Raw genomic sequence first — 21,027 nt, 5'->3', positions numbered from 1 at the left:
AATAATCTTGTGAAATATAGGGTTATGGCTATTCGTGTAAAGAAACGCAAAAGGCCGCGAGGATCGCTCCCCGCGGCGTTGTTTTACGCAATTAACAGTTGATGATTGGCCAACAGCGTCGCCAGATCCGTCTGCACGCCGTTCAGCGTCACCAGCGTGGTGGGCGTGAACTGACCGCCCGTCCCGTCCAGGTCAACCTGGATCTCGGTGTTGCTGCCGTTTTGCACAACGCGGATGTAGTCGGCGATGTTGCCCGCGCTGCTGTCCAGCGTCGCCACGCCGTTCACGTAGCTCGCCGAGCCGGTTCCGGTATAGCCGCTGTCGGAAAGCAGGTCGCGCAGATCGATACGGTCCGTATCCGCCGTCCCTTCCCAGGTGCCGACGGTAAAGCCGTTCACCACATCGCTACCGTTGCCGCCCGTCGCGTCAGACGCGTTGATCAGCTTATAGAGCAACGTATCGTGACCGCCGCTGCCGATGTTGAAGGTGTCGTTCCCGCCCCGGCCTTCGAACTGGTTATCACCGCTGTTGCCGGTGATCACGTCGTCATAGTCGGAGCCGTTAATCCCTTCAATATTCAACAACCGCGTGGTACCGAATCCGGTGTCCTGCGCCGTTGAGAGGCGCAAATCAACGGTTATCCCAGAGGTGGCATTACGATAATCCACCACGTCCATGCCGCCGGTATTGCTCCAGGTGTCGTAGTCGGAATGGGTATTCCAGCCGCCGGAGCCGTTATAGGTATAGGTCCCATCCTCTGCGATAAAGGTGTCGTTATACCCGGTACCGGTAATGGTTCCGCTGTGGCCGCCGGTGGCCGCTTCGGCGGTGAGAACATAACCCTCTTTGCCGTTGCCCGCGTCCAGGCCGGTCCAGGTGACGTTATCCGAGACGCCGTTGGTGATCTTCACGATCTCCGCCGAGTAGGTTTCGTTCGGATCCAGCCCGTAGAAACTCACCAGCGCAGAGGTATCGTTCGAGCCAATGCCGGACTGAGCGTTGATGATCTGCGAGGCCACCAGCACGCCCGCAGCGTTATACAGATTGACCGTATTGCCGTAGTACGCGTTGATGCCTTCGCTATCGACAATGTGCAGATGCATCGCGGTACCGTCAGCGATCTCCGCATTGTTCTGCACCAGCACCACCTTACCGTTCTGCTGAGACACCAGCAGATCCTGCGCACCGTCCCAGTTGTAGTCCACCGCGGCGACGCCGGTGACGTTGGCCAGCCCAGAAGCCAGCTGGCTTGAAGTCCAGGTTGAGCCGTAGCCGTTGTTGGTGAACAGGGTCGCCGTCTGTGAGCTGCCGTAGGTGCTGAGCTTGATGATGTCCATCTGCCCGTCACCGTTCCAGTCTACCGCCACCGACAGATAGCCCGCCGTGGCGTTAGAGGCTTCCACCGCGCTTTTGGTCGTGGAAAGCTGCCCGGTACCGTCGTTGTAGTAAATCACCCCGCCGTTGTTGTTGTAGCTGCTGCCGAGGTACAGATCCATGTAGCCATCGCCGTTAAAGTCCGCCCACGTCATGGAGGCCGCCGTGGTGGTATTCGAGGCGTTGGCCACAAACACGTTGGTCAGGTTCTGGCCAATGGAAAGCGTACCGTTCCCGTTGTTGTTAATCACGGTGAGCGAATACGCCCCGCTGCGGTTGGTGTGCTGCACGATGTCCACGGTACCGTCGTTGTTCAGGTCGACGCCGGAGATTTCACGCCCGGAATCGAACTGGCCGTAGAATCCACCTTCCCCGCCGGTACCGTCCGGCGACAGAACGCCGTTGGTATTCACCAGGTAGGTCAGGGAGTCCATACCGGCATCGCCGTACGCCAGATCAAGATAGCCATCGCCGGTTTTATCGTAGGCAATTACGCCGCCGTACCAGATGGTGGTTCCCATCGCCAGCTGGCTGGCGGTGTAGCTGCTGCCATCGTAGGTCCACATCACCTGCGTAGAGCCCGCGTAGGTGTTCTCCGTCGCAAAGATATCCTGCGTGCCGTTACGGTCAAAGTCAGCTGCCGTCTGGCTCACCACATAGTAGCTACGGGTGTTAGTTAACGTATTCCCGGCATAGGTTGAATCATCGCTGCTGGAATAAGACTGTCCATTAGCAATGATATTCCACAGCCCGCTGCTGTTCATGCCGAGAGTCATGGTTGAGTTGTTGCTGTTCCCCGCAGTGGTCGCCCAGTCGGTATTCACCGAGGTGGTATCGATCACCAGGCTACCGGTTGCCGTACCGGTGGTGTTACCGTTGCCCGCGCTACTCTTCACCTGCGCGGTTACGTCGTAACTCGCCACACTCAGGGCATCGCTGTCCGGGATCTGTAGATACCAGGTATTGTGATCCGGGTCGACGACCACCGCACCGCCGGTCTGGGAGGTGTAGGTTTTCCCGTTCACCGTCACCACCAGATATTCACCGTTCACCAGGTCTGCGGAGACCGTACCGCTGACAATCGGCGTGGTATCCGAGGTGGTCTGGGCAGTAATCGCCGCGGTGGTGGTCGGGATGCTGGTATCGACGTTCAGCACAAAGCCATCCGATTCCGTGTAGTTACCGGCTTTGTCGGTGACGCGCAGAATATAGGTGTGATTCCCGTCGAGCAGGCCGTTGTCCTGATAGGACCAGCTTGCGCTGCCGTTCATCGTGACCTGACCCAGCAAGATCCCGTCCCGGTAAAGCTGCACGATTTCGCCATCTTCCGGAGCGCGGTTAAGCGTACCGTTGATCAGCGGCGAGGTATCGTCCGTCGCGACTGATGCGCCGTACGTGCCTGTACGTTCACCTTCCCCGTCGGTATAGCTGACCACCGTTCCCACCGTGTCAGGCGGCGTGGTATCAACCGTTACCACCTGCGAAGAGGTTGAGCCGACGTTGCCCGCCTGGTCGATGATCCGCACCTGGTAGGTGTAATCCCCGTCCGCCAGATCGCGGGTATCCGTATAGCTCCAGCGCTGGTTAGTGACGGTAGTGTCAATCCAGGTATTACCGCCGTCGAGGCTGATCTGTACGCGCTCGTCGCTGGCCAGCGCGCTGCCCAACGAGCCGTTGATCGTCAGCGAGGTGTCCATGGTGATGAAATCACTCCCGGACTGCCCGGTATCTTCGCTGATGCTGTCAATGGTGATGCCGTACTGCGGCGCCTGGGTATCCACCGTCACGTCCTGCGTGGTGGTGGCCCCAACGTTGCCCGCCTGATCGACAACCCGCACCTGATAGCGGTAGTCGCCGTCGGCCAGGGTGCGGGTGTCGTTATAACTCCACCGGGTGCCGCTTACCGTGGCGTAAACCCAGGTGGTGCCGCCATCCATGCTCACCTGCACATACTCACCCGCCCCGAGTTCGGCCCCGAGCGTCCCGTTGAGCGTGTACGAGGTCGAACTGGTCAGGAAGTCGTTATTGTCGAAGCCGGTATCGACGGTGATGTTATCCACGGTCACCGTAATCGCCGCATCCGGCGCGACCGTATCGACCGTCACCTGCTGATGAGCGCTGGCACCCACGTTGCCTGCCGCATCCACTACGCGAACGTAGTAGTCATAGGTCTGGTTACCCAGCGTGCGGCCGTCCACGTAGTACCAGCTGTTGCCGGTGACGATCACGTTCTGCCAGGTGACCCCGCCGTCGATGCTGATCTGGGCATATTCGCCGTCGGCCAGCGTTGCGCCGAGCGAGCCGTGCAGCGTCAGGGAGGTATCATTGGTGATAAAGTCGCTGCTGCTCAGGCCGGTATCGTCGCTGATGCTGTCGATAGCGATCGTTTTGCTGGCGTCCGGCGCGACGGTATCAACGGTCACCACCTGGCTGGTAGTGGCGCTGATATTCCCCGCGTCGTCAATCACCCGCAGCTGATAGTTGTAATCACCGTCGGTCAGCGTACGGCCATCAACATACGTCCAGCTCAGGCCGCTGACGCTCACGTCAGTCCAGGTTGCGCCACCGTCGAGGCTAATCTGGGCGTGGTCGCCGCTGCCGAGGGCCGCGCTAAGCGTCCCTTTCAGGCTGATCTGGTTGTCGCTGGTAATGAAGTCGCTGTCTGACAGGCCGGTATCCTGCGAGACGGAATCCACGGTAATGGTCGCCGCCGCAGGCTTGGTCAGATCGATCACCACGTCCTGGCTGTCCGTTGCTCCAACGTTGCCCGCATTGTCGATCACGCGCACCTGGTACTGGTACGTACCGTCGGTCAGGGTACGGCCATCGGTGTAGCGCCAGGTGGTGCCGGTGACGGTCAGGTCAATCCAGGTGGTACCGCCGTCAAGGCTGATCTGCGCCTTCTCGTTATTGCCGAGCTGCGCGGTCAGGGAACCATTCACCACCACCTGGCTGTCGTTGGTGATGAAGTCATTCGCGCTGAGGCCGGTATCGTTGTGCAGGGAATCAATGCTGATCCCCATCGACGGTGCGGTGAGATCCACGGTAACGGTATGGTTATCGCTGGCGCTGTTGCCGATGGCGTTGCTCACCTGCGCGTTAATCACGTACGAACCGCCGTCCGCCAGCGCGGTCACGTCTGCGCTGCCGACCGTATAGCTCCAGGTGCCGTCATTTTGAACGGTAGCCGTGTAGGTTTTACCGTTAAGCGTAATGGTCACCGTCTGGCCCGTTGGCGCATCGGTGGTGCCGCTGATAACCAGCGGCGTGCCGTGCTCGGCGGCGTTGACGATATCATCCTGCGCAAAGGTGTTAATGGCGATGGTCGGCACGTCACCGTTCAGCGTCACGTCGTGCGTTGCGCTGCCCGGGTTACCTGCCTTATCGCTCACCGTAGCCGTAATGGTGTAATCCCCGTCGCTCAGTCCGAGGAAGTCGCGTCCCGGTACGAAGACGGACCAGGAGCCATTCGCCGCCACGGTCGCCTGATAGCTGTGGCCGTTGAAGGAGACGGTCACCGTCTGGCCCTGCTCCGCGGTGGTGGTCCCGCTGATGGTCTGTCCCGCCAGCTGCTCGGCGTTGTTGACGATATCGTCATCGGCCACGGTGCTGATGGTCACGGCTGGCGCGACGGTATCGACCGTTAAGGTATGCGTCGTCTGGCCGTTATTACCCGCCTTGTCGTTCACCGACGCGGTGACCGTCAGCGCGCCTTCGCTCAGGTTGGCAAGATCGGCGGCCGGGACGTCGAGCGTCCAGGTGCCGTCGTTTGCCACAAGCGCAGTGTAGGTTTTCCCGCCCAGCGTGACGGTCACCGTCTGGCCTGCTTCCGCGCTGGAAGAGCCGTGTACGGTGAGCGGCTGCTGGGCTTCCGCCGCATTCAGCACATCGTCGCCCGACAACGTGTTCACGCTAATCACCGGCGCGGTGGTGTCCACGCTGATGGTGTGCGTCGCCGAGGCGCTGTTCCCGGCGCTGTCCTGCGCCGAAACAGAAACCTGGTAGCTCGCGCCGTCGGCCAGGGTGCCCACGTCGGCGGCCGGTACGGTGGTTGTCCAGGAGCCATCGCTCTGGATAGTGGCCGTATAGCTCTTACCATTCAGGGTGATAGTGACCTGCGTACCGCTGGCGAACTGCGCGCTGGAGCCGTTGATGACCAGCGACGCCCCCGCTTCTGCCGCATTGATCACGTCATCGCCGCTGAGGGTGTTGACGGTCAGCGCGACCGATGCGGTATTTACCACCACGTCATGGGTCTGGGTGCTGCTGTTGCCCGCGCTGTCGGTGATTGTCGCGCTGAGGGTCACGGTGCCGTCGGTCAGGGCAGAAATGTCGCTGGCAGGAACGCCCACGCTCCATTTGCCACTGGCGTCAACGGTGGTGGTGTACTGGTTCGAACCTATCGTGATGACCAGCTTATCGCCGACGCTGGCGCCGGTTGCGGTGCCGCTGACGACCTGCGCCTGCCCGTGCTCAACGCTGTTGATGACGTCATCGCCCGCCACGACGTTAAAGCTGACGGTCGGCGGCGTGGTATCGAGCGTAATCGCTTTGCCCGCGCTGCCCGGGTTACCCGCGGCGTCACTCACGCTCACCTGCACGGTGTAGCCGTTATCCGCCAGAGTGGACAGATCGGCGGCCGGCACGTTAATGCTCCAGACGCCGCCCTGCTGAACCTGTGCGGTATAGCTGTTTCCACCGAGGTTAACGGTTACCGTCTGACCGACTTCAGCCGTGGTGGTGCCGGAAATGGCCACGCCCGCAGCCGCTTCGCTGCCGTTGATCACGTTGTCGCCGGCTACCGTGTCAATGGTCACGGTTGGCGCCGTGGCATCCACGCTGTACTCCCGGCCCGCAGACGCGCTGTTGCCGTTCACATTGGTCACGCTCACCTGCACGCTGGCGTCGCCGTCTTTCAGACCCGCAAGATCCGAGGAAGGCACGGTGGCCGTCCAGTTGCCGTCGGCATCGACTTTGGCGGTGTAAGACTTGCCGCCAAAGGTGATGGTCACGGTCTGGTTCTCTTCCACATTGGAGGTGCTGCCGGAAAGCACCAGATCCGCACCTTTCTCCGCCGCGTTAATCACGTCGTCGGTGGCGATGGCATCAATGCTGATCGCCACGGCTGCCAGATCGACGGTGACGTCGTGGCCGATAGAGACCGGATTGCCCGCCGCGCTCTGGCCTGCAACGGTCACGGTAACCGTGCCCGCAGCCAGGGCCCCGACGTCTGCTGCCGGGATCGCCGCGCTCCAGGTACCGTCTGCCAGCACGGAGGCCGCATAGGTTTTGCCATTGACGGTCACGGTGAGCGTAGTGCCTGCCGCCAGTCCGTCGCTGGAGCCGGTGACAATCAGGTTCTGCCCATGCTCGATGCTGTTAATCACATCGTCGCCCGCGACGGTATCCACGCGCAGGCCCGGCAGGCTGGCGTCGATAGTGATATCGCGCTCGCCCGTTCCCGTATTGCCATGGTCATTAGTGACGGTTGCTGACACCGTTAAATCGCCATTGCCCAGCGCGGTCAGGACGGATTCCGGCACGTTAACGGACCAGGTCAGATCGCTCTGCACCGTCGCGGTATAGGTGTTGCCGCCGATGTTCACCGTCACGGTGTTACCGATGTCCGCGTTCGCCACCTTACCGGTAATGGTCTGGCCTGCGGCCACTTCCGCCGCGTTGATGACGTTGTCCCCCGCCACGGTGTTGATGGTGACGGTTGGCAGCGCGGTATCGACAAGCAGGTTCGCCGTAGTGCTGATGCTGTTGCCCACGCCGTTGGTGGCCGTCGCGCTCAGGGTGTAGCTGGCTTCACCGAGGCCTGACAGATCCGCAGCCGGAACCGTCAGGCTCCAGGTGCCGTCTGCCGCAGTCGTCGCAGTGTAGTTTTTACCGTTCAGGGTCACGGTGACTACAGTGCCTTCCGCCAGGTTGGCGCTGGTGCCGTTGACGCTCAGATCCTGCCCTTTTTCTACCGCGTTCAGGACGTTGTCATCGCTGATGGCGTTGAAGCTGACCGACGGCAGACCGGTATCGACGGTCACATTATGCGTGCCGCTGCCGGTATTGCCCGCCGCGTCGGTGACTGACGCAGTGACGGTCACGCTGCCGTCGCTGAGGCCTGAAATCACATTCGCCGGAACGCCCACGCTCCAGTTACCCGCCGCATCCAGCACGGTGGTGTACGACTGGCCGCCGATGGTGACGGTGACGGTGTCGCCCGCCGCCGCGCCGGTCGCGGAGCCGCTGATAATTTGCGCCTGATTGTGTTCAGCCACGTTAATCACATCGTCACCTGCAACGGTGTGGATGGTCACCGCAGGTACGGTGACGTCCACCGTCAGGGTGTGGTCAACCGACGCCGGGTTACCCGCCTTGTCGCTGACTGAGGCGGTGACCGTCACGCTGCCGTCGGTTAATCCTGCCAGATCCGCCGCCGGAACGTTCAGCGTCCAGCTGCCGTTCGCGCTGACGGTTGTGGTGTAATCTTTGCCGTTCAGCGATACGGTCAGCGTCTGGCCTGCTTCGGCGGTACTGGTGCCGGAGATTGCCAGGTCTGACTGAGCTTCCGTGGCGTTCAGGATATCGTCGGTGGCAATCGTGTTGATGGTCACGGACGGCGCGGTAGCATCCACGCTGTACTCACGGCCCGCCGAGGCGCTGTTGCCGTTCACGTTGGTGACGCTCACCTGCACGCTGGAGTCGCCATCCTTCAGGCCAGCCAGATCCGCTGACGGCACGGTGTAAGTCCAGTTGCCGCTGTCGTCCACGGTGGTGGTGTAGATCCTGCCGTTCAGACTGATGGTCACGGTCTGCCCGGCTTCCACGTTGGTGGTCACACCGGACAGCACCAGATCCGCGCCCTTCTCCGCCGCGTTAATCACGTCGTCGGTGGCAAGCGCATTGATGCTGATGGCAACGGTAGCCAGATCCACGGTCACGTCGTGGCTGATGGTGATCGGATTACCCGCCGCGCTGTCACCGGTAACGCTGATTTTCACGGTGCCTTCCGGCCACGCGCTCACGTCGGTGGACGGGATCGCCGCGCTCCAGGTGCCGTCTGCCAGTACCGTTGCCGCGTAATCTTTACCGTTGACGGTAACCGTCAGCGCCGTGCCCGCCGTCAGGCCGTCGCTGGAGCCTGAAACAACCAGGTTCTGCGCGTGCTCGATGGTGTTGACCACGTCGTCACCCGCCACGGTATTCACGCGCAGGCCCGGCAGGTTAGCGTCGATAGCGATCTCGCGTTCGCCGGTGCCGGTGTTGCCGTGGCCGTTGGTGACGGTCGCCGTCACGCTCAGGCTGCCGTTGCCGAGTGCGGTCAGCACGTCAGACGGCACGTTGACGGACCAGGACAGATTATTCTGCACCGTTGCGGTGTAGCTGTGGCCGCCGATAGTCACGGTCACGGTGTTGCCCGCTTCGGCATTCGCCACGGTGCCGCTCAGTGTCTGGCCTGCCGCCACTTCCGCCGCGTTGATGACGTTGTCGCCCGCCACGGTGTTGATGGTAACGGTTGGCAGCGCGGTGTCGACAAGCAGGTTCGCAGAACTGCTCACGCTGTTGCCAACGCCGTTGGTGGCCGTCGCGTTCAGGGTGTAACTGGCCTGACCGAGACCGGCCAGATCCGCAGCCGGAACCGTCAGGCTCCAGGTGCCGTCTGCCGCAGTTGTCGCCGTGTAGTTTTTACCGTTCAGGGTCACGGTAACCACGGTGCCTTCCGCCAGGTTGGCGCTGGTGCCGCTGACGCTCAGATCCTGCCCTTTTTCAACGGCGTTCAGGACGTTGTCATCGCTGATGGCGTTGAAGCTGACCGACGGCAGACCGGTATCGACGGTCACATTATGCGTGCCGCTGCCGGTATTGCCCGCCGCGTCGGTGACTGACGCAGTGACGGTCACGCTGCCGTCGCTGAGGCCGGAAATGACGCTGGCCGGAACGCCCACGCTCCAGTTACCCGCCGCATCCAGCACGGTGGTATAAGTCTGGTCGCCGATGGTGACGGTAACGGTATCGCCCGCCGCCGCGCCGGTGGCGGAGCCGCTGATAATCTGCGCCTGATTGTGTTCAGCCACGTTAATCACGTCGTCGCCTGCCACGGTGTGGATGGTCACTGCCGGAACGGTGACGTCCACCGCCAGGGTGTGGTCCACCGACGCCGGGTTACCCGCCTTGTCGCTGACGGCCGCGGTCACGGTGACGCTGCCGTCGGTTAATCCTGCAAGGTCAGCTGCCGGCACGTTCAGCGTCCAGCTGCCGTTCGCGCTGACGGTTGTGGTGTAATCTTTGCCGTTCAGCGATACGGTCACCGTCTGGCCTGCTTCGGCGGTACTGGTGCCGGAGATTGCCAGGTCGGACTGCGCTTCCGTGGCGTTCAGGATATCGTCGGTGGCAATCGTGTTGATGGTCACGGACGGCGCGGTAGCATCCACGCTGTACTCGCGTCCCGCAGACGCGCTGTTGCCGTTCACGTTGGTGACGCTGACCTGCACGCTGGCGTCGCCGTCTTTCAGACCGGTCAGATCCGCAGACGGCACCGTGGCGGTCCATTTACCCTCAGCGTCCACCGTGGCGGTGTAGTTCTTGCCGCCGAAGGTGATGGTGACGATCTGGTTTTCTTCGACGTTCGAGGTGGTGCCGGAGAGCACCAGATCCGCACCCCTCTCGGCGGCGTTGATCACGTCGTCGGAAGCGATGGCGTCAATGCTGATGGCGACGTTTGCCAGATCCACCGTCACATCATGGTTGATAGTCACCGGATTGCCCGCGCTGCTCTGGCCTTCAACGTTCACGGTGACCGTGCCTGCGGCAAGGGCACTCACGTCCGCAGAAGGGATCGCCGCGCTCCAGGTGCCGTCTGCCAGCACGGTAGCCGGATAGGTTTTACCGTTTACGGTGACGGTCAGCGCTGTGCCCGCCGTCAGGCCGTCGCTTGAACCCGTGATAATCAGATTCTGCCCGTGTTCGATGCTGTTAATCACGTCATCGCCCGCTACGGTGTCCACGCGCAGGCCCGGCAGATTCGCGTCGATAGTGATATCGCGCTCGCCGCTGCCGCTGTTGCCCACGCCGTTCGTGACGCTGGCGGTCACGGTCAGATCGCCATTGCCCAGCGCGGCGAGCACAGATTCCGGTACGCTGACGGACCAGGTGAGATTGTCCTGTACCGTTGCGGTGTAGCTGTGGCCGCCAACAGACACAGTCACGGTGTTGCCCGCTTCGGCATTCACCACTGTGCCGCTAATGGTCTGGCCGGTTGCCAGCTCCGCTGCGTTGATCACGTCGTCGCCCGCCACGGTGTTGATGATGACGCCAGGCAGCACGGATTCCACGTTCACGGTGTGCGAGGTGCTGGAGCTGTTGCCGACGCTGTCCGTCGCGGAGGCCGACACGGTGTAAAGCGCTTCACCCAGTTGCCCCACCTCGCTCGCCGGAACGGTTGTGGTCCATTGGCCATTGGTGTCCACCGTGGCGCTGTACGCTTTGCCGTTGAGCATCACGGTGACCACCGCGCCCGCTGCCAGCCCGGAAGCCGTACCTGTGATGGTCAGATCCTGCGTTTTCTCGCTGCTGTTGATCACATCGTCACCGGACACGGTGTCAATGGTCAGCACCGGCGCGGTGAGGTTGACTTCAACCTCGTGCGTTGTGCTGTTGCTGTTTCCGGCTTTATCGGTCAGCGCCGCGGTGATGGTGTAATCCCCGGCGGCCAGGGCACTCACGTCCGCCGCAGGCACGCCCACGCTCCACCTGCCGGAAGTGTCCAGGGTCGCGGTGTAATCTTTGTTATTGATGGTGACGGTCACCACGTCGCCCGCCGCCGCACCGGTCACGGAACCGGTGACAATCAGCGCCTGCGCGTGCTCGGCGCTGTTGATCACGTCGTCGTCGGAAACGGTGTTAATGGTCAGCTGTGGCACCGTGGTATCCACCAGCACATCGCGGTCCGCCGAGGCCGGGTTACCCGCCTTATCCGCGACGGCTGCCGTGATGGTGTAATCGCCGTCGGTAATCGCGCCGATATCCGCAGACGGTACGGTGACGCTCCAGCTGCCGTTCGCCTGTACGGTGGTGGTGTAGTCCACGCCGTTCAGCGTCACGGTCACGGTCTGGCCCGCTTCGGCGTTGGAGACACCGTTAACGACCAGATCCTGCTGCGCTTCGGCCGCGTTGATGATGTTGTTGTCGCTGACGATCTCGATGGACACCGTCGGCGCGGTGGCGTCCACGCTGTATTCGCGGCCCGCCGAGGCGCTGTTGCCGTTCACGTTGGTGACGCTGACCTGCACGCTGGCGTCGCCGTCTTTCAGTCCGCCCAAATCGGCAGACGGTACGGTCGCCGTCCAGTTGCCGCTGGCATCCACCGTCGCAGTGTACAACTTGCCGCCGAAGGTGATGGTAACGGTCTGGTTTTCTTCCACGTTGGTGGTCGAGCCAGACAGCACCAGGTCCGCGCCTTTCTCAGCCGCGTTGATTACGTCGTCAGAGGCAATCGGATTAATGCTGATGGCGACTGCCGCCAGATCCACTTTCACGTCGTGGCTGATGGAAACCGGGTTACCCGCCGCGCTCTGGCCGTCAACGGTCACGGTGATTGTGCCTGCGCTCAGTGCGGCGACATCCGCCGCCGGAATAGCCGCCGTCCAGGTGCCGTCCGCCAGCACGGTTGCCGCGTAGGTTTTGCCGTTGACGGTGACCGTCAGCGCCGATCCGCTCGCCAGCCCGTCGCTGGAGCCGGTGATAATCAGGTTTTGACCATGTTCGATGCTGTTGATCACATCGTCGCCTGCTACGGTATCCACGCGCAGGCCCGGCAGGCTGGCATCAATCGTGATGTCGCGTTCGCCGGTGCCGGTGTTGCCGTGGCCATTGGTCACGCTCGCTGTTACGGTGAGATCGCCGTTACCGATAGCGGTTAAGACGTCAGACGCCACGTTAACCGACCAGCTCAGGTCGTCCTGAACCGTCGCGGTATAGATGTTGCCCCCGACACCGATCGTGACAGTGTCACCGCTCGCCGCGCCGCTCACTTTCCCGCTCAGGGTTTGTCCGGAAGCCACTTCCGCCGCGTTAATCACGTCGTCGGTGGCAACCGCATTAATGGTGACCTGCGGCAGCGCGCTGTCGACCAGCACGCTATGGCTGGTATTCGCGCTATTACCCGCGGTATCGGTCACGCTGGCCGTCACGCTGTAGCTCGCTTCGCCCAGTACCGAGACGTTTGCCGCCGGAACGGTGACGCTCCAGTTACCGCTGGCATCGGTGGTGGCGGCGTAACTGATACCGTTCAGGGTTACGGTGATGCGGGTCCCGTCCGGCTGGTTGCTGGTGCCGGAGATCAACAGGTCCTGGCCTTTTTCGGTCGCGTTGATCACGTCGTCAACCGCCAGGGTATTGATGGCAATCACCGGCGCGGTCAGGGAGACGTCAAACGCGTGCGTCGCGCTGGTGCTGTTGCCCGCTTTATCGGTGAGTGTGGCGGAGATCGTCTGATCGCCGTTAGCCAGCGCGCCCACGTCCGTCGCCGGAACGCCCACGCTCCAGTTGCCGGACGCATCCAGCATCGCGGTGTAGTCTTTGCCGTTCAGGCTCAGGGTAATCACATCGCCCGCCTGCGCGCCCGTCACCTTGCCGGTGACAATCAGCGCCTGGCCGTGCTCGGCAATATTAACAATGCCGTCGCCCGCCACAATGTTGAAGGTAATCTGCGGCACGGTAGTGTCGACCAGCACGGACGCCCCCGCGCTGGCCGGGTTGCCCGCTTTATCGGACACGGTCACCGTGACCGCCGCGCTGCCGTCGGTGATGCCTGCCATATCCGCCGCCGGAACGTCCAGCGTCCAGCTGCCGTTCGCCTGCACCTGGGCGGTGTACTGATTGCCGTTGAAGGTCACGGTGACCGTCTGGCCTGCTTCGGCAGTAGATGTTCCGCTCAGGGTCAGATCCTGCGCCGCCTCTGCCGCATTCAGCATGTTGTCGCCGCTGATGGTGTTGATGGTGACCGCTGGCGCGGCGGTATCGACGCTGAATGCCTGCGAGGAAGAGGCCGCGTTGCCGTTCACGTTGGTGACGCTGACCTGTACGCTGGCGTCGCCGTCCTTCAGGCCGCTCAGATCGGCAGCCGGTACGGTGCAGGTCCAGTCGCCGTTGGCATCGACCGTCGTGGTCCAGGTTTTACCCGCTAAGATAATGGTAACGGTCTGGCCCGCTTCAACGTTCGAGGAGGAGCCGGACAGCACCAGATCCTGGCCTTTTTCTGCCGCGTTAAGCACGTTGTCGTCCGTCACGCTGTTGATGCTTATCGCCACCGGGGCGAGATCGACATCCACAACGGTAACGATATTCACCGGGTTGCCGGAGGTATCCTGCGCGCTGGCGCTGATGGTGAGCGACCCGTCCGCCCACCGGGAGACGTCGGCGGCCGGAACCGCAGCCTGCCAGCTGCCATCCGCCAGTACCGAGGCGGAATAACTCTTGCCGTTGATGGTCACGGTGACGGTGCTACCCGCCGCCAGGTCGGTGCTGGTGCCGGAGATAACCAGGTTCTGCGCGTGTTCAATAACGTTAATGACGTCGTCACCGGCGACGGTATCAATGCGCAGGCCGGGCAGCTGGGCGTCAATGGTGACATCCAGGGAAGACGATCCGGTATTGCCGTGCGCGTTCGTCACGCTGGCCGATACGGTCAGGTCGCCGTTGCCGAGCGCGGTTAACTGACTCTGGGTTAACGGCAGGCTCCAGGTGAGATCGTCCTGTACGGTGGCCGTGTATGTCTGCCCGCCGAGGATAATCGTGACGGTATCGCCCGATGCCGCGTTAGAAACCTTTCCGGTCAGGGTTTGCCCTGCGGCCACTTCCGCCGCGTTGACGATATTGTCGCCCGCGAGGGTGTTGATGGTGACCACCGGCAGCGAGCTGTCCACCAGCACATCGTGCGTGGCAGCGGCGCTGTTGCCCACATTATCGGTGACGCTCGCCGTCACGGTGTAATTGGCTTCACCCAGCGCGCTCACCGCAGAGGCGGGGACGGTAACGCTCCAGTTGCCGCTGGCGTCGATGGTGGCGGTGTAGTTGATACCGTTCAGATTAACGGTGATGGTGGTTCCTTCCGGCTGGTTGCTGGTACCGGAAAGCAGCAGATCTTCGCCCTTCTCTGCCGCATTGATCACGTCATCCGCGGCCAGCGTGTTAATACCGATAACGGGCGTCACAGTATTGACCACCACATCCACTGAACTGCTGCCGGTGTTGCCGGATTGGTCGGTCACGGAGACGTTAATGGTCCAGGTGCCGTCCGTCAGCCCCTGAACGACGGACGCAGGCAGGCCGAGGCTCCAGTTGCCTGCCGCATCCACCACGGTGGTGTAGTCCACGTTATTGATGGTGATGGTGACCAAATCGCCCGCCGCCGCGCCGGTGACGGAGCCGCTCAGGATCTGCGCCTGAGCATGGGCCAGCTGGTTAACGGTGTTGGTGTCGGTGACGAAATCGTTGATGATCACCTGCGGCACGGTGGCATCCACCAGCCCAACGCGGTCCGCGCTGCTGCTGTTGCCCGCCACGTCACTGACGGTGGCCGTCACGGTGACATTGCCATCGGTCAGCGCGCCTACGTCGGCGGCAGGCACGTTCAGCTGCCAGCGACCGTCCGCCTGTACCGTGGTCTGGTAAGATTTACCGTTCAGCGTCACGGTGACCGTCTGGCCCGCTTCAGCGGTTGTGCTGCCGCTGAGCACCAGATCCTGCTGCGCTTCTGCCGCATTAATGATGTTGTCGTCGGTCAGGTTATCAAGCGTAATGGCTGGCGGCTGCGTATCGACGATCACCACGCGTGAGGCGTCTGCGCTGTTGCCGTTGACGTTAGTCACGCTGACGCTCACCTGCGCACGCCCGTCGATCAGCGTTTCCATCGCGCTCGCCGGAACGGTCAGGTGCCAGGAGCCGTCCTGCTGCACCTGTGCAGTAAAGGTTTGATCCGCGAATTTCACCACCACGGTCTGCCCGGCCTCCACGCCCTGCGTCTGACCAGAAAGCGTGACATCCGCACCTTTTTCCGCCGCGTTGAGCATATCGTCAGTGGTTACGGTATCAATGGTGACGGCCACCGCATTCAGGTCAAGCTCGATCGGGTGTTCAGCCGCCACGGTATTGCCCCAGGCATCTTCCGCGCTGACGCTGACGGTCATGCCTCCCGCCGTCCATGCCTGAAGGTCCGCCGCCGGCACGCCAATCTGCCAGTTGCCGCTGGCGTTAACCGTGGTGACGTATTCGACATTATTGATGGTAACGGTGATCTGTGTGCCTTCGGCCAGATGAGTGCTGGAGCCGGTTACGGCCAGATCCTGCTGCTGCTCGATGGCGTTAATCACGTCATCGCCAGAGATCGTGTTCACGCGCAGGCCCGGCAGTTCGGCGTTGATGTTGATATCACGTACGCCGGTGCCGGTATTGCCGTGCGCATTGGTGACAGAGACGCTGAAGGTTAAATCGCCGTCGCCAAACGCCTGGAGGTCGGCCGATGGGATCGTCACGCTCCATTTGAGGTCGCTGCCAACCGTCGCGGTGTAGCTCTTGCCGCCCACGGTGACAGAGACGGTATCGCCCGCCGCCGCGCCGGTGACGCGTCCACTGAGGGTTTGGTCAACCGCCGCTTCGGCGTTATTGACCAGGTTATCCCCGGCAAAGGTGTTGACGATCACCTGCGGCAGCACGGTGTCTACCAGCAGATTCGCCTCGGCGGAGCCGCTGTTACCCACGCTGTCGGTGCCGCTGACGCTGACGGTGTAAAGGGTATTCGCCAGATCCAGCACGTCGGAAACCGGCACCTGAACGGACCAGCGACCGTTCTCAACGGTGGCCTGATAGTTAACGTTGTTCAGCGTCACGGTGACAGCGCTGCCGTTCGGCAGATTACTGGTCCCGCTCAGGCTCAGGGGCTGCATGGCCTCCTGCGCATTCAGGACGTTATCCTGGCTGATGGGGTCAAGCGTAAATTCCGGCGGGTTGCCGCTCAGCGTAATGCCGTGCGTCGCGCTGCCGGTGTTGCCCGCCGCATCGGTCACGGAGACCGAAATGCTGTGGCTACCTTCCCCCAGCGCGCCAATGACGGAGGCAGGCACACCGACGCTCCAGCTGCCGTCCGCCTGGACGGCACCGGTAAAGGTCTTGCCGCCAACGGTCACGGTGACAATGTCGCCCTCCGCCGCGCCGTTCGCCTGGCCGGAAATAATCTGCGCCTGCCCCTGCTCGCTGGTGTTCAGAATGTCGTCGCCCGCGACGGTGTTGATAGTGACCACTGGCGCTGCGGTATCGACCGTGAAATCGGCGGTGGTGGATGACCCGTTACCCGCTTTGTCGCTGACGTTTACCGTCAGGGTGTGCTCGCCGTTAGCCAGCGCCTGTACTTCACTGGCCGGAAGCGTAACGGACCAGCTGCCGTCGCTGCCCACGGTCGCCGTGTGATTTTTGCCGTTCAGCGTGACCGTCACAATCTGGCCCGCTTCCGCATCGGTTTTCCCGGTCAGCGTCAGCGGCTGATTATGTTCAGCCGCGTTGATGATGTTGTCCTGGGCGATCGTGTCGACAGAGATCACTGGCGAGGCGGTATCCACGCCAATCGTCTGGCTGCCGGACACGGTGTTGCCCGCCGCGTCTTTTCCGCTGACGTTGACCGTCCAGGTACCATCGCCCAGCGCCTGTGCGTCGGCAGCAGGGACCTTCACGCTCCATGCGCCGTTTGCCCCCACTTCTGCGGTATAGGTTTTACCGTTGAGCGTGACGGTAAGCGCCGTTCCCTGGGCCAGGTTTTTGCTGGTGCCGGACAGCGTAAAGCCAGCGGCCTGCTCGCTGGCGTTGATCACGTTATCGCCCGCCGTGGTGGCGAGCGTCACGCTGGTATCCGCTGTAGAAACGGTTACGGTAATACTGCCCGCAGAGGTCGATTTACTGCCGTCGATCTGTACGACGGACCAGGTATGTTCCCCGTCCGCCTGGGTCGGGAGTGTTACCGTCCAGGTGCCGTCCTTCGCAACCATGGTGCTGGCGATGGTGCTGCCGTTGCCGTCTTTAACCTGAATGGTCGCGCCCGGCTGCCCGGTACCGCTGAAGGTGGGGGTGTTGTCATCCGTGACCGCTTTTGCACTCAGCACGCCCTGCTTGTCACCCGCGTTGTCCGTCAGCAAAAATGTCGGCGTGGCGCTTTCGACTTCTTTTGTATTATCAATAACCCTGGTTTTGGTTTCACCATCGCCGCCGTGAGCCAGCAGTGCGCCGATCGCACCGCCCCCTAACGCCGCACCGGCAATCCAGCCCCACGGCGCATCGCTTAAGACGCTTCCCTGCTCCAGGAAAGGTTCAATGCTGCTAATGGGTGCAGCCTGTGCGGTTAATTCGGTGGCGGCAACGCCTGATGCTTCCCCGGCATCGGCAAATGAAATATGCGTCAACGCCTGGTTATCGTTAAATACCAGCTCGGAATGATTATGGGTTTCCGTGTCTTCGACAAAATAATTATTGCAGCGGATCACGCTGCCATCTTTCATATAAATGAGGAGGTCATTCCCCTGGCGGACATAACGCACCACGTCCTGAGCAGAACCCTGAATTTCAATCACGCTCGGTGAGGAAATAGAGACCGAGAGATTCCCCTCTCCGGTTAATTTCGTCTTCTCTGCCGTTTTGCGAATGATGACATCAACAACTTTTGCGGTACTCATATTCTTCTCCTTGCAGGTGCGCGTATTCCTGTGGATATGTCCACCAGAGGGATGTAGCTATCCTTGGGAAAAATCACCCATTATTGTCTGACTTATTTCGCGCAGAAAGGCGCGCCTTTTTTTAACTTAAATCAGGTAATTTCGCGGCAGCGTTTTTCTCTATTCCGATAAGCGGCAAGAGATTATCCACCGCAGAGGCGTAATTAATCGCCGCACTCCAGCCATCGTATTCAGCCATTATTTTCGCTGAGGTGGCAGACCAGACATCCTGCTCCACGCTGAGCAGATCGTTAATGCTGCGCTTGCTCAGGGTATATTCATTTTTGTAGACATCGCGGGCGCGCAACGCATTTTCCAGCTGACGCTTCCCGGCTTCCATTCGTCCACGCGCCCCGGTCCAGTCGGCCTGTGCGACGGAGGCTTTTTGCAGGACATCAAAACGGGCCTGATCGACCTGGGACGATGCCATTGCCCTTGCGCCCTCGGCCTGACGGACGCGCGCCGAGACCGCGCCGCCCTGATAAAGCGGTGCGTCAATATTGAGCTGGATCTGATCATCCCAGTACGCGCGATTATCAGACTCATAGCGGGTGCGGCCCCCTTTCAGGCTTAAGGTCGGCCAGTGCTGAGACCTGGCGGTTTCTACGCCGTACTGGGCTGAACGCTCCATGTTCTGCGCGGCCATCACCGTTGGGATCAGTGAATAATCAATCCGATTGAGAGAATCCGGCTCCACGGCCAGACCTCCCGGAACCGGTGAATAGCGTTCAGCCTGTATGCCAGTTAATACCGCCAGCCGTGCGCGGGCGCTGTTCAGAGACGCATTATACTGCTCTACCGTCGCCTGCATCCCGGCGATACGGGTGCGGGTCTGAAGCTCATCAGAGGTGGAGCTTACGCCAGCATCGGCGCGGAGTTTTGCCAGCTGCTCAACGTTTTTAAGCGCCTGCACGTTCTCTTTTGCCGCCTGCAACAGATCGCTGTAGCGTTTTACTTCCACATAGCTGAGGGCCGTTTTTTCCGCGACGGCAGACATCGTGCTCATCAGCTGGTAGCGATAGCTGTCACGCTGAGCTGAAGACTGGCTGATGCTGTTATTGGTCTTGCCAAAATCGTACACCAGCTGCGTCAGGCTCAGGCCCCAGGCTGCGGAATTTCGCAACGAGCCGCTTGAATCGGTGGTCTGGCTGTGACCCGTACTCCCGTTCAGGGCTATTTGTGGCATCCAGCCACTGCGCGCTTCGTCTATTTGTGCCTGGCCGATCCCCAGTTGCGCTGCCTGCTGGCTCACTGAGGGGTCGCGATCGAGAGCGAAAAGAATACTTTCTTTCATCGTCATTGCCGCAACGGGAGATATCCCCGCCTGGCCGTTATTTGCATTAGCCGCAGTCACCACCAGCGAAATTAAGGTCAGGGAGACAGATAATCTGAGCAACCTGTTATTGCATTTCATCTTCATAATATCCCCCGACTCCAGGTGATAGCCAAATAAATACCCAGGAAGAGGTACAAATAATCCTTCAGAAATCCCTCACCTCTTCTCGATTAATTTGGGTAATAGTTCCCCAAGCCCATTTCAATTGAGATGAGAGCCGTTCAATCTCTTTTTTTCTTTTAAGAATTTACTTAAATATTTATTGATTCGCAGCATAACAAAATGTGATATGAGCAACCACACCCGCAATGTTAATGCGGTGTTACAAATAAGAAAAAAGATGGGGTTTCTGGACAAAACGTTATAAAAGGCCTTTCAGATGAAACAAATAAACCCCCTGTAATATAAAGAAAATTCTAAAATGCCCCGGTGTACATTTTTGCGTTAATTTCACCCCGAATCAGACACAAAGATTTTCAAAGAAATGTCAACTTAAGTAATACACCGAATAAAATTGAATTATTTTACTTTAAAAATAGAAACTAATAGATATATGCACTAATTTATAATTACAAATTAGCTAAACATTCTGGTTAGAGCCAATAATCCGGCAGCTTAAGCCAAATTTTCAAGTAAAACATAGCGATAACAACATACCTAAAAGATACATACATGTTTTTGATGACTGATTAATGCGATATCAATAATCACATCATTAAACTGTTTTTGGATAACATCCCGCACCTGTCGCGATTCCCTTTCCTGCAAAATGCTGTAAACTGCGATTTATTGCGACATTTTGCAGGATACTGCCCCATGCATAAAACCGCCAGACAGAAATATGTGCTTGATATCATTACTGAGCAAGGCCAGGCCAGCATTACCGAGCTGGCAGAGCGATTGCAGGTTTCGGCGGACACCATCCGTCGCGATCTGACCGACCTGGAAAAACAGGGACTGGCACAAAAAAACCATGGCGGCGCCATCGCGCTGAATCTCTCGACGATGACCCGAGTAAGCAGGAATAGCTTGCTCCCTGAAATTAAGCAGCGGCTGGGTAAACAGGTTGCGCAATGCGTGCCTGCGGGCTCGACGCTTTTTCTGGACGCCGGAAGCACACTGCTGGCCGTTGCCTCTTTCCTTCAGGGGCCGCTGACCATCATCACCCCTTCTCTTGATATCGCCCAGCAGGTTAGCGATCGGGAAGATATTGACCTGATCCTGCTCGGTGGAAAGTGGGATCAGAAACAACGCCTGTTTGCCGGAAGCGCCACCCTTTCCCTGCTCTCTCGCTACCGGGCGGATATTGCCATCCTTGGCGCATGCGCCATCCATGCCGAACTCGGATTGAGCGCCAGTCAGGAGGCGGATGCCGAAGTGAAGCGTGCCATGCTGGCCGCAAGCCAGGCGCACTGGGTAGTCGCCGACCATCTAAAACTCAACCAGTGCGAACCGTATCTGGTGTCAGGGTTATCCGAGATTCATCAACTGTTTTTAGATCGTCCCTGGGCAGAGCTCGGGGACCATAGCGCCTTGCAGGTTACCGTTGGCGCGCATTAACGT

The 21,027-nt window shown here is 60.3% G+C and carries 3 protein-coding genes; 1 reads left to right on the top strand and 2 read right to left on the bottom strand.

The window, feature by feature from the left end; all coding sequences use genetic code 11:
• Nucleotides 1–83: 83 nt before the first annotated feature.
• Together FZF21_RS10355 and FZF21_RS10350 are read right to left on the bottom strand one after the other, a co-directional pair.
• Nucleotides 84–18,089, bottom strand: a complete 18,006-nt coding sequence (locus tag FZF21_RS10355) for an Ig-like domain-containing protein (RefSeq protein ID WP_149121375.1) — start codon at nucleotides 18,087–18,089, stop codon at nucleotides 84–86.
• A 121-nt stretch (nucleotides 18,090–18,210) separates the two neighbouring features.
• Nucleotides 18,211–19,548 (bottom strand): TolC family outer membrane protein, encoded by a 1,338-nt coding sequence (locus FZF21_RS10350; RefSeq protein WP_023303703.1) that lies wholly within the window; start codon nucleotides 19,546–19,548, stop codon nucleotides 18,211–18,213.
• A gap of 732 nt (nucleotides 19,549–20,280) precedes the next feature.
• Between FZF21_RS10350 and FZF21_RS10345 the strand changes: the two genes are divergently transcribed.
• On the top strand, nucleotides 20,281–21,024 hold the full coding sequence (locus FZF21_RS10345; protein ID WP_015570569.1) for a DeoR/GlpR family DNA-binding transcription regulator: 744 nt from the start codon (nucleotides 20,281–20,283) through the stop codon (nucleotides 21,022–21,024).
• Nucleotides 21,025–21,027 lie beyond the last annotated feature (3 nt).

The organism is Enterobacter sp. LU1, from assembly GCF_008271405.2.
Lineage (GTDB): Bacteria > Pseudomonadota > Gammaproteobacteria > Enterobacterales > Enterobacteriaceae > Enterobacter > Enterobacter hormaechei_C.
This window is presented reverse-complemented; position numbering and strand designations above follow the sequence as displayed.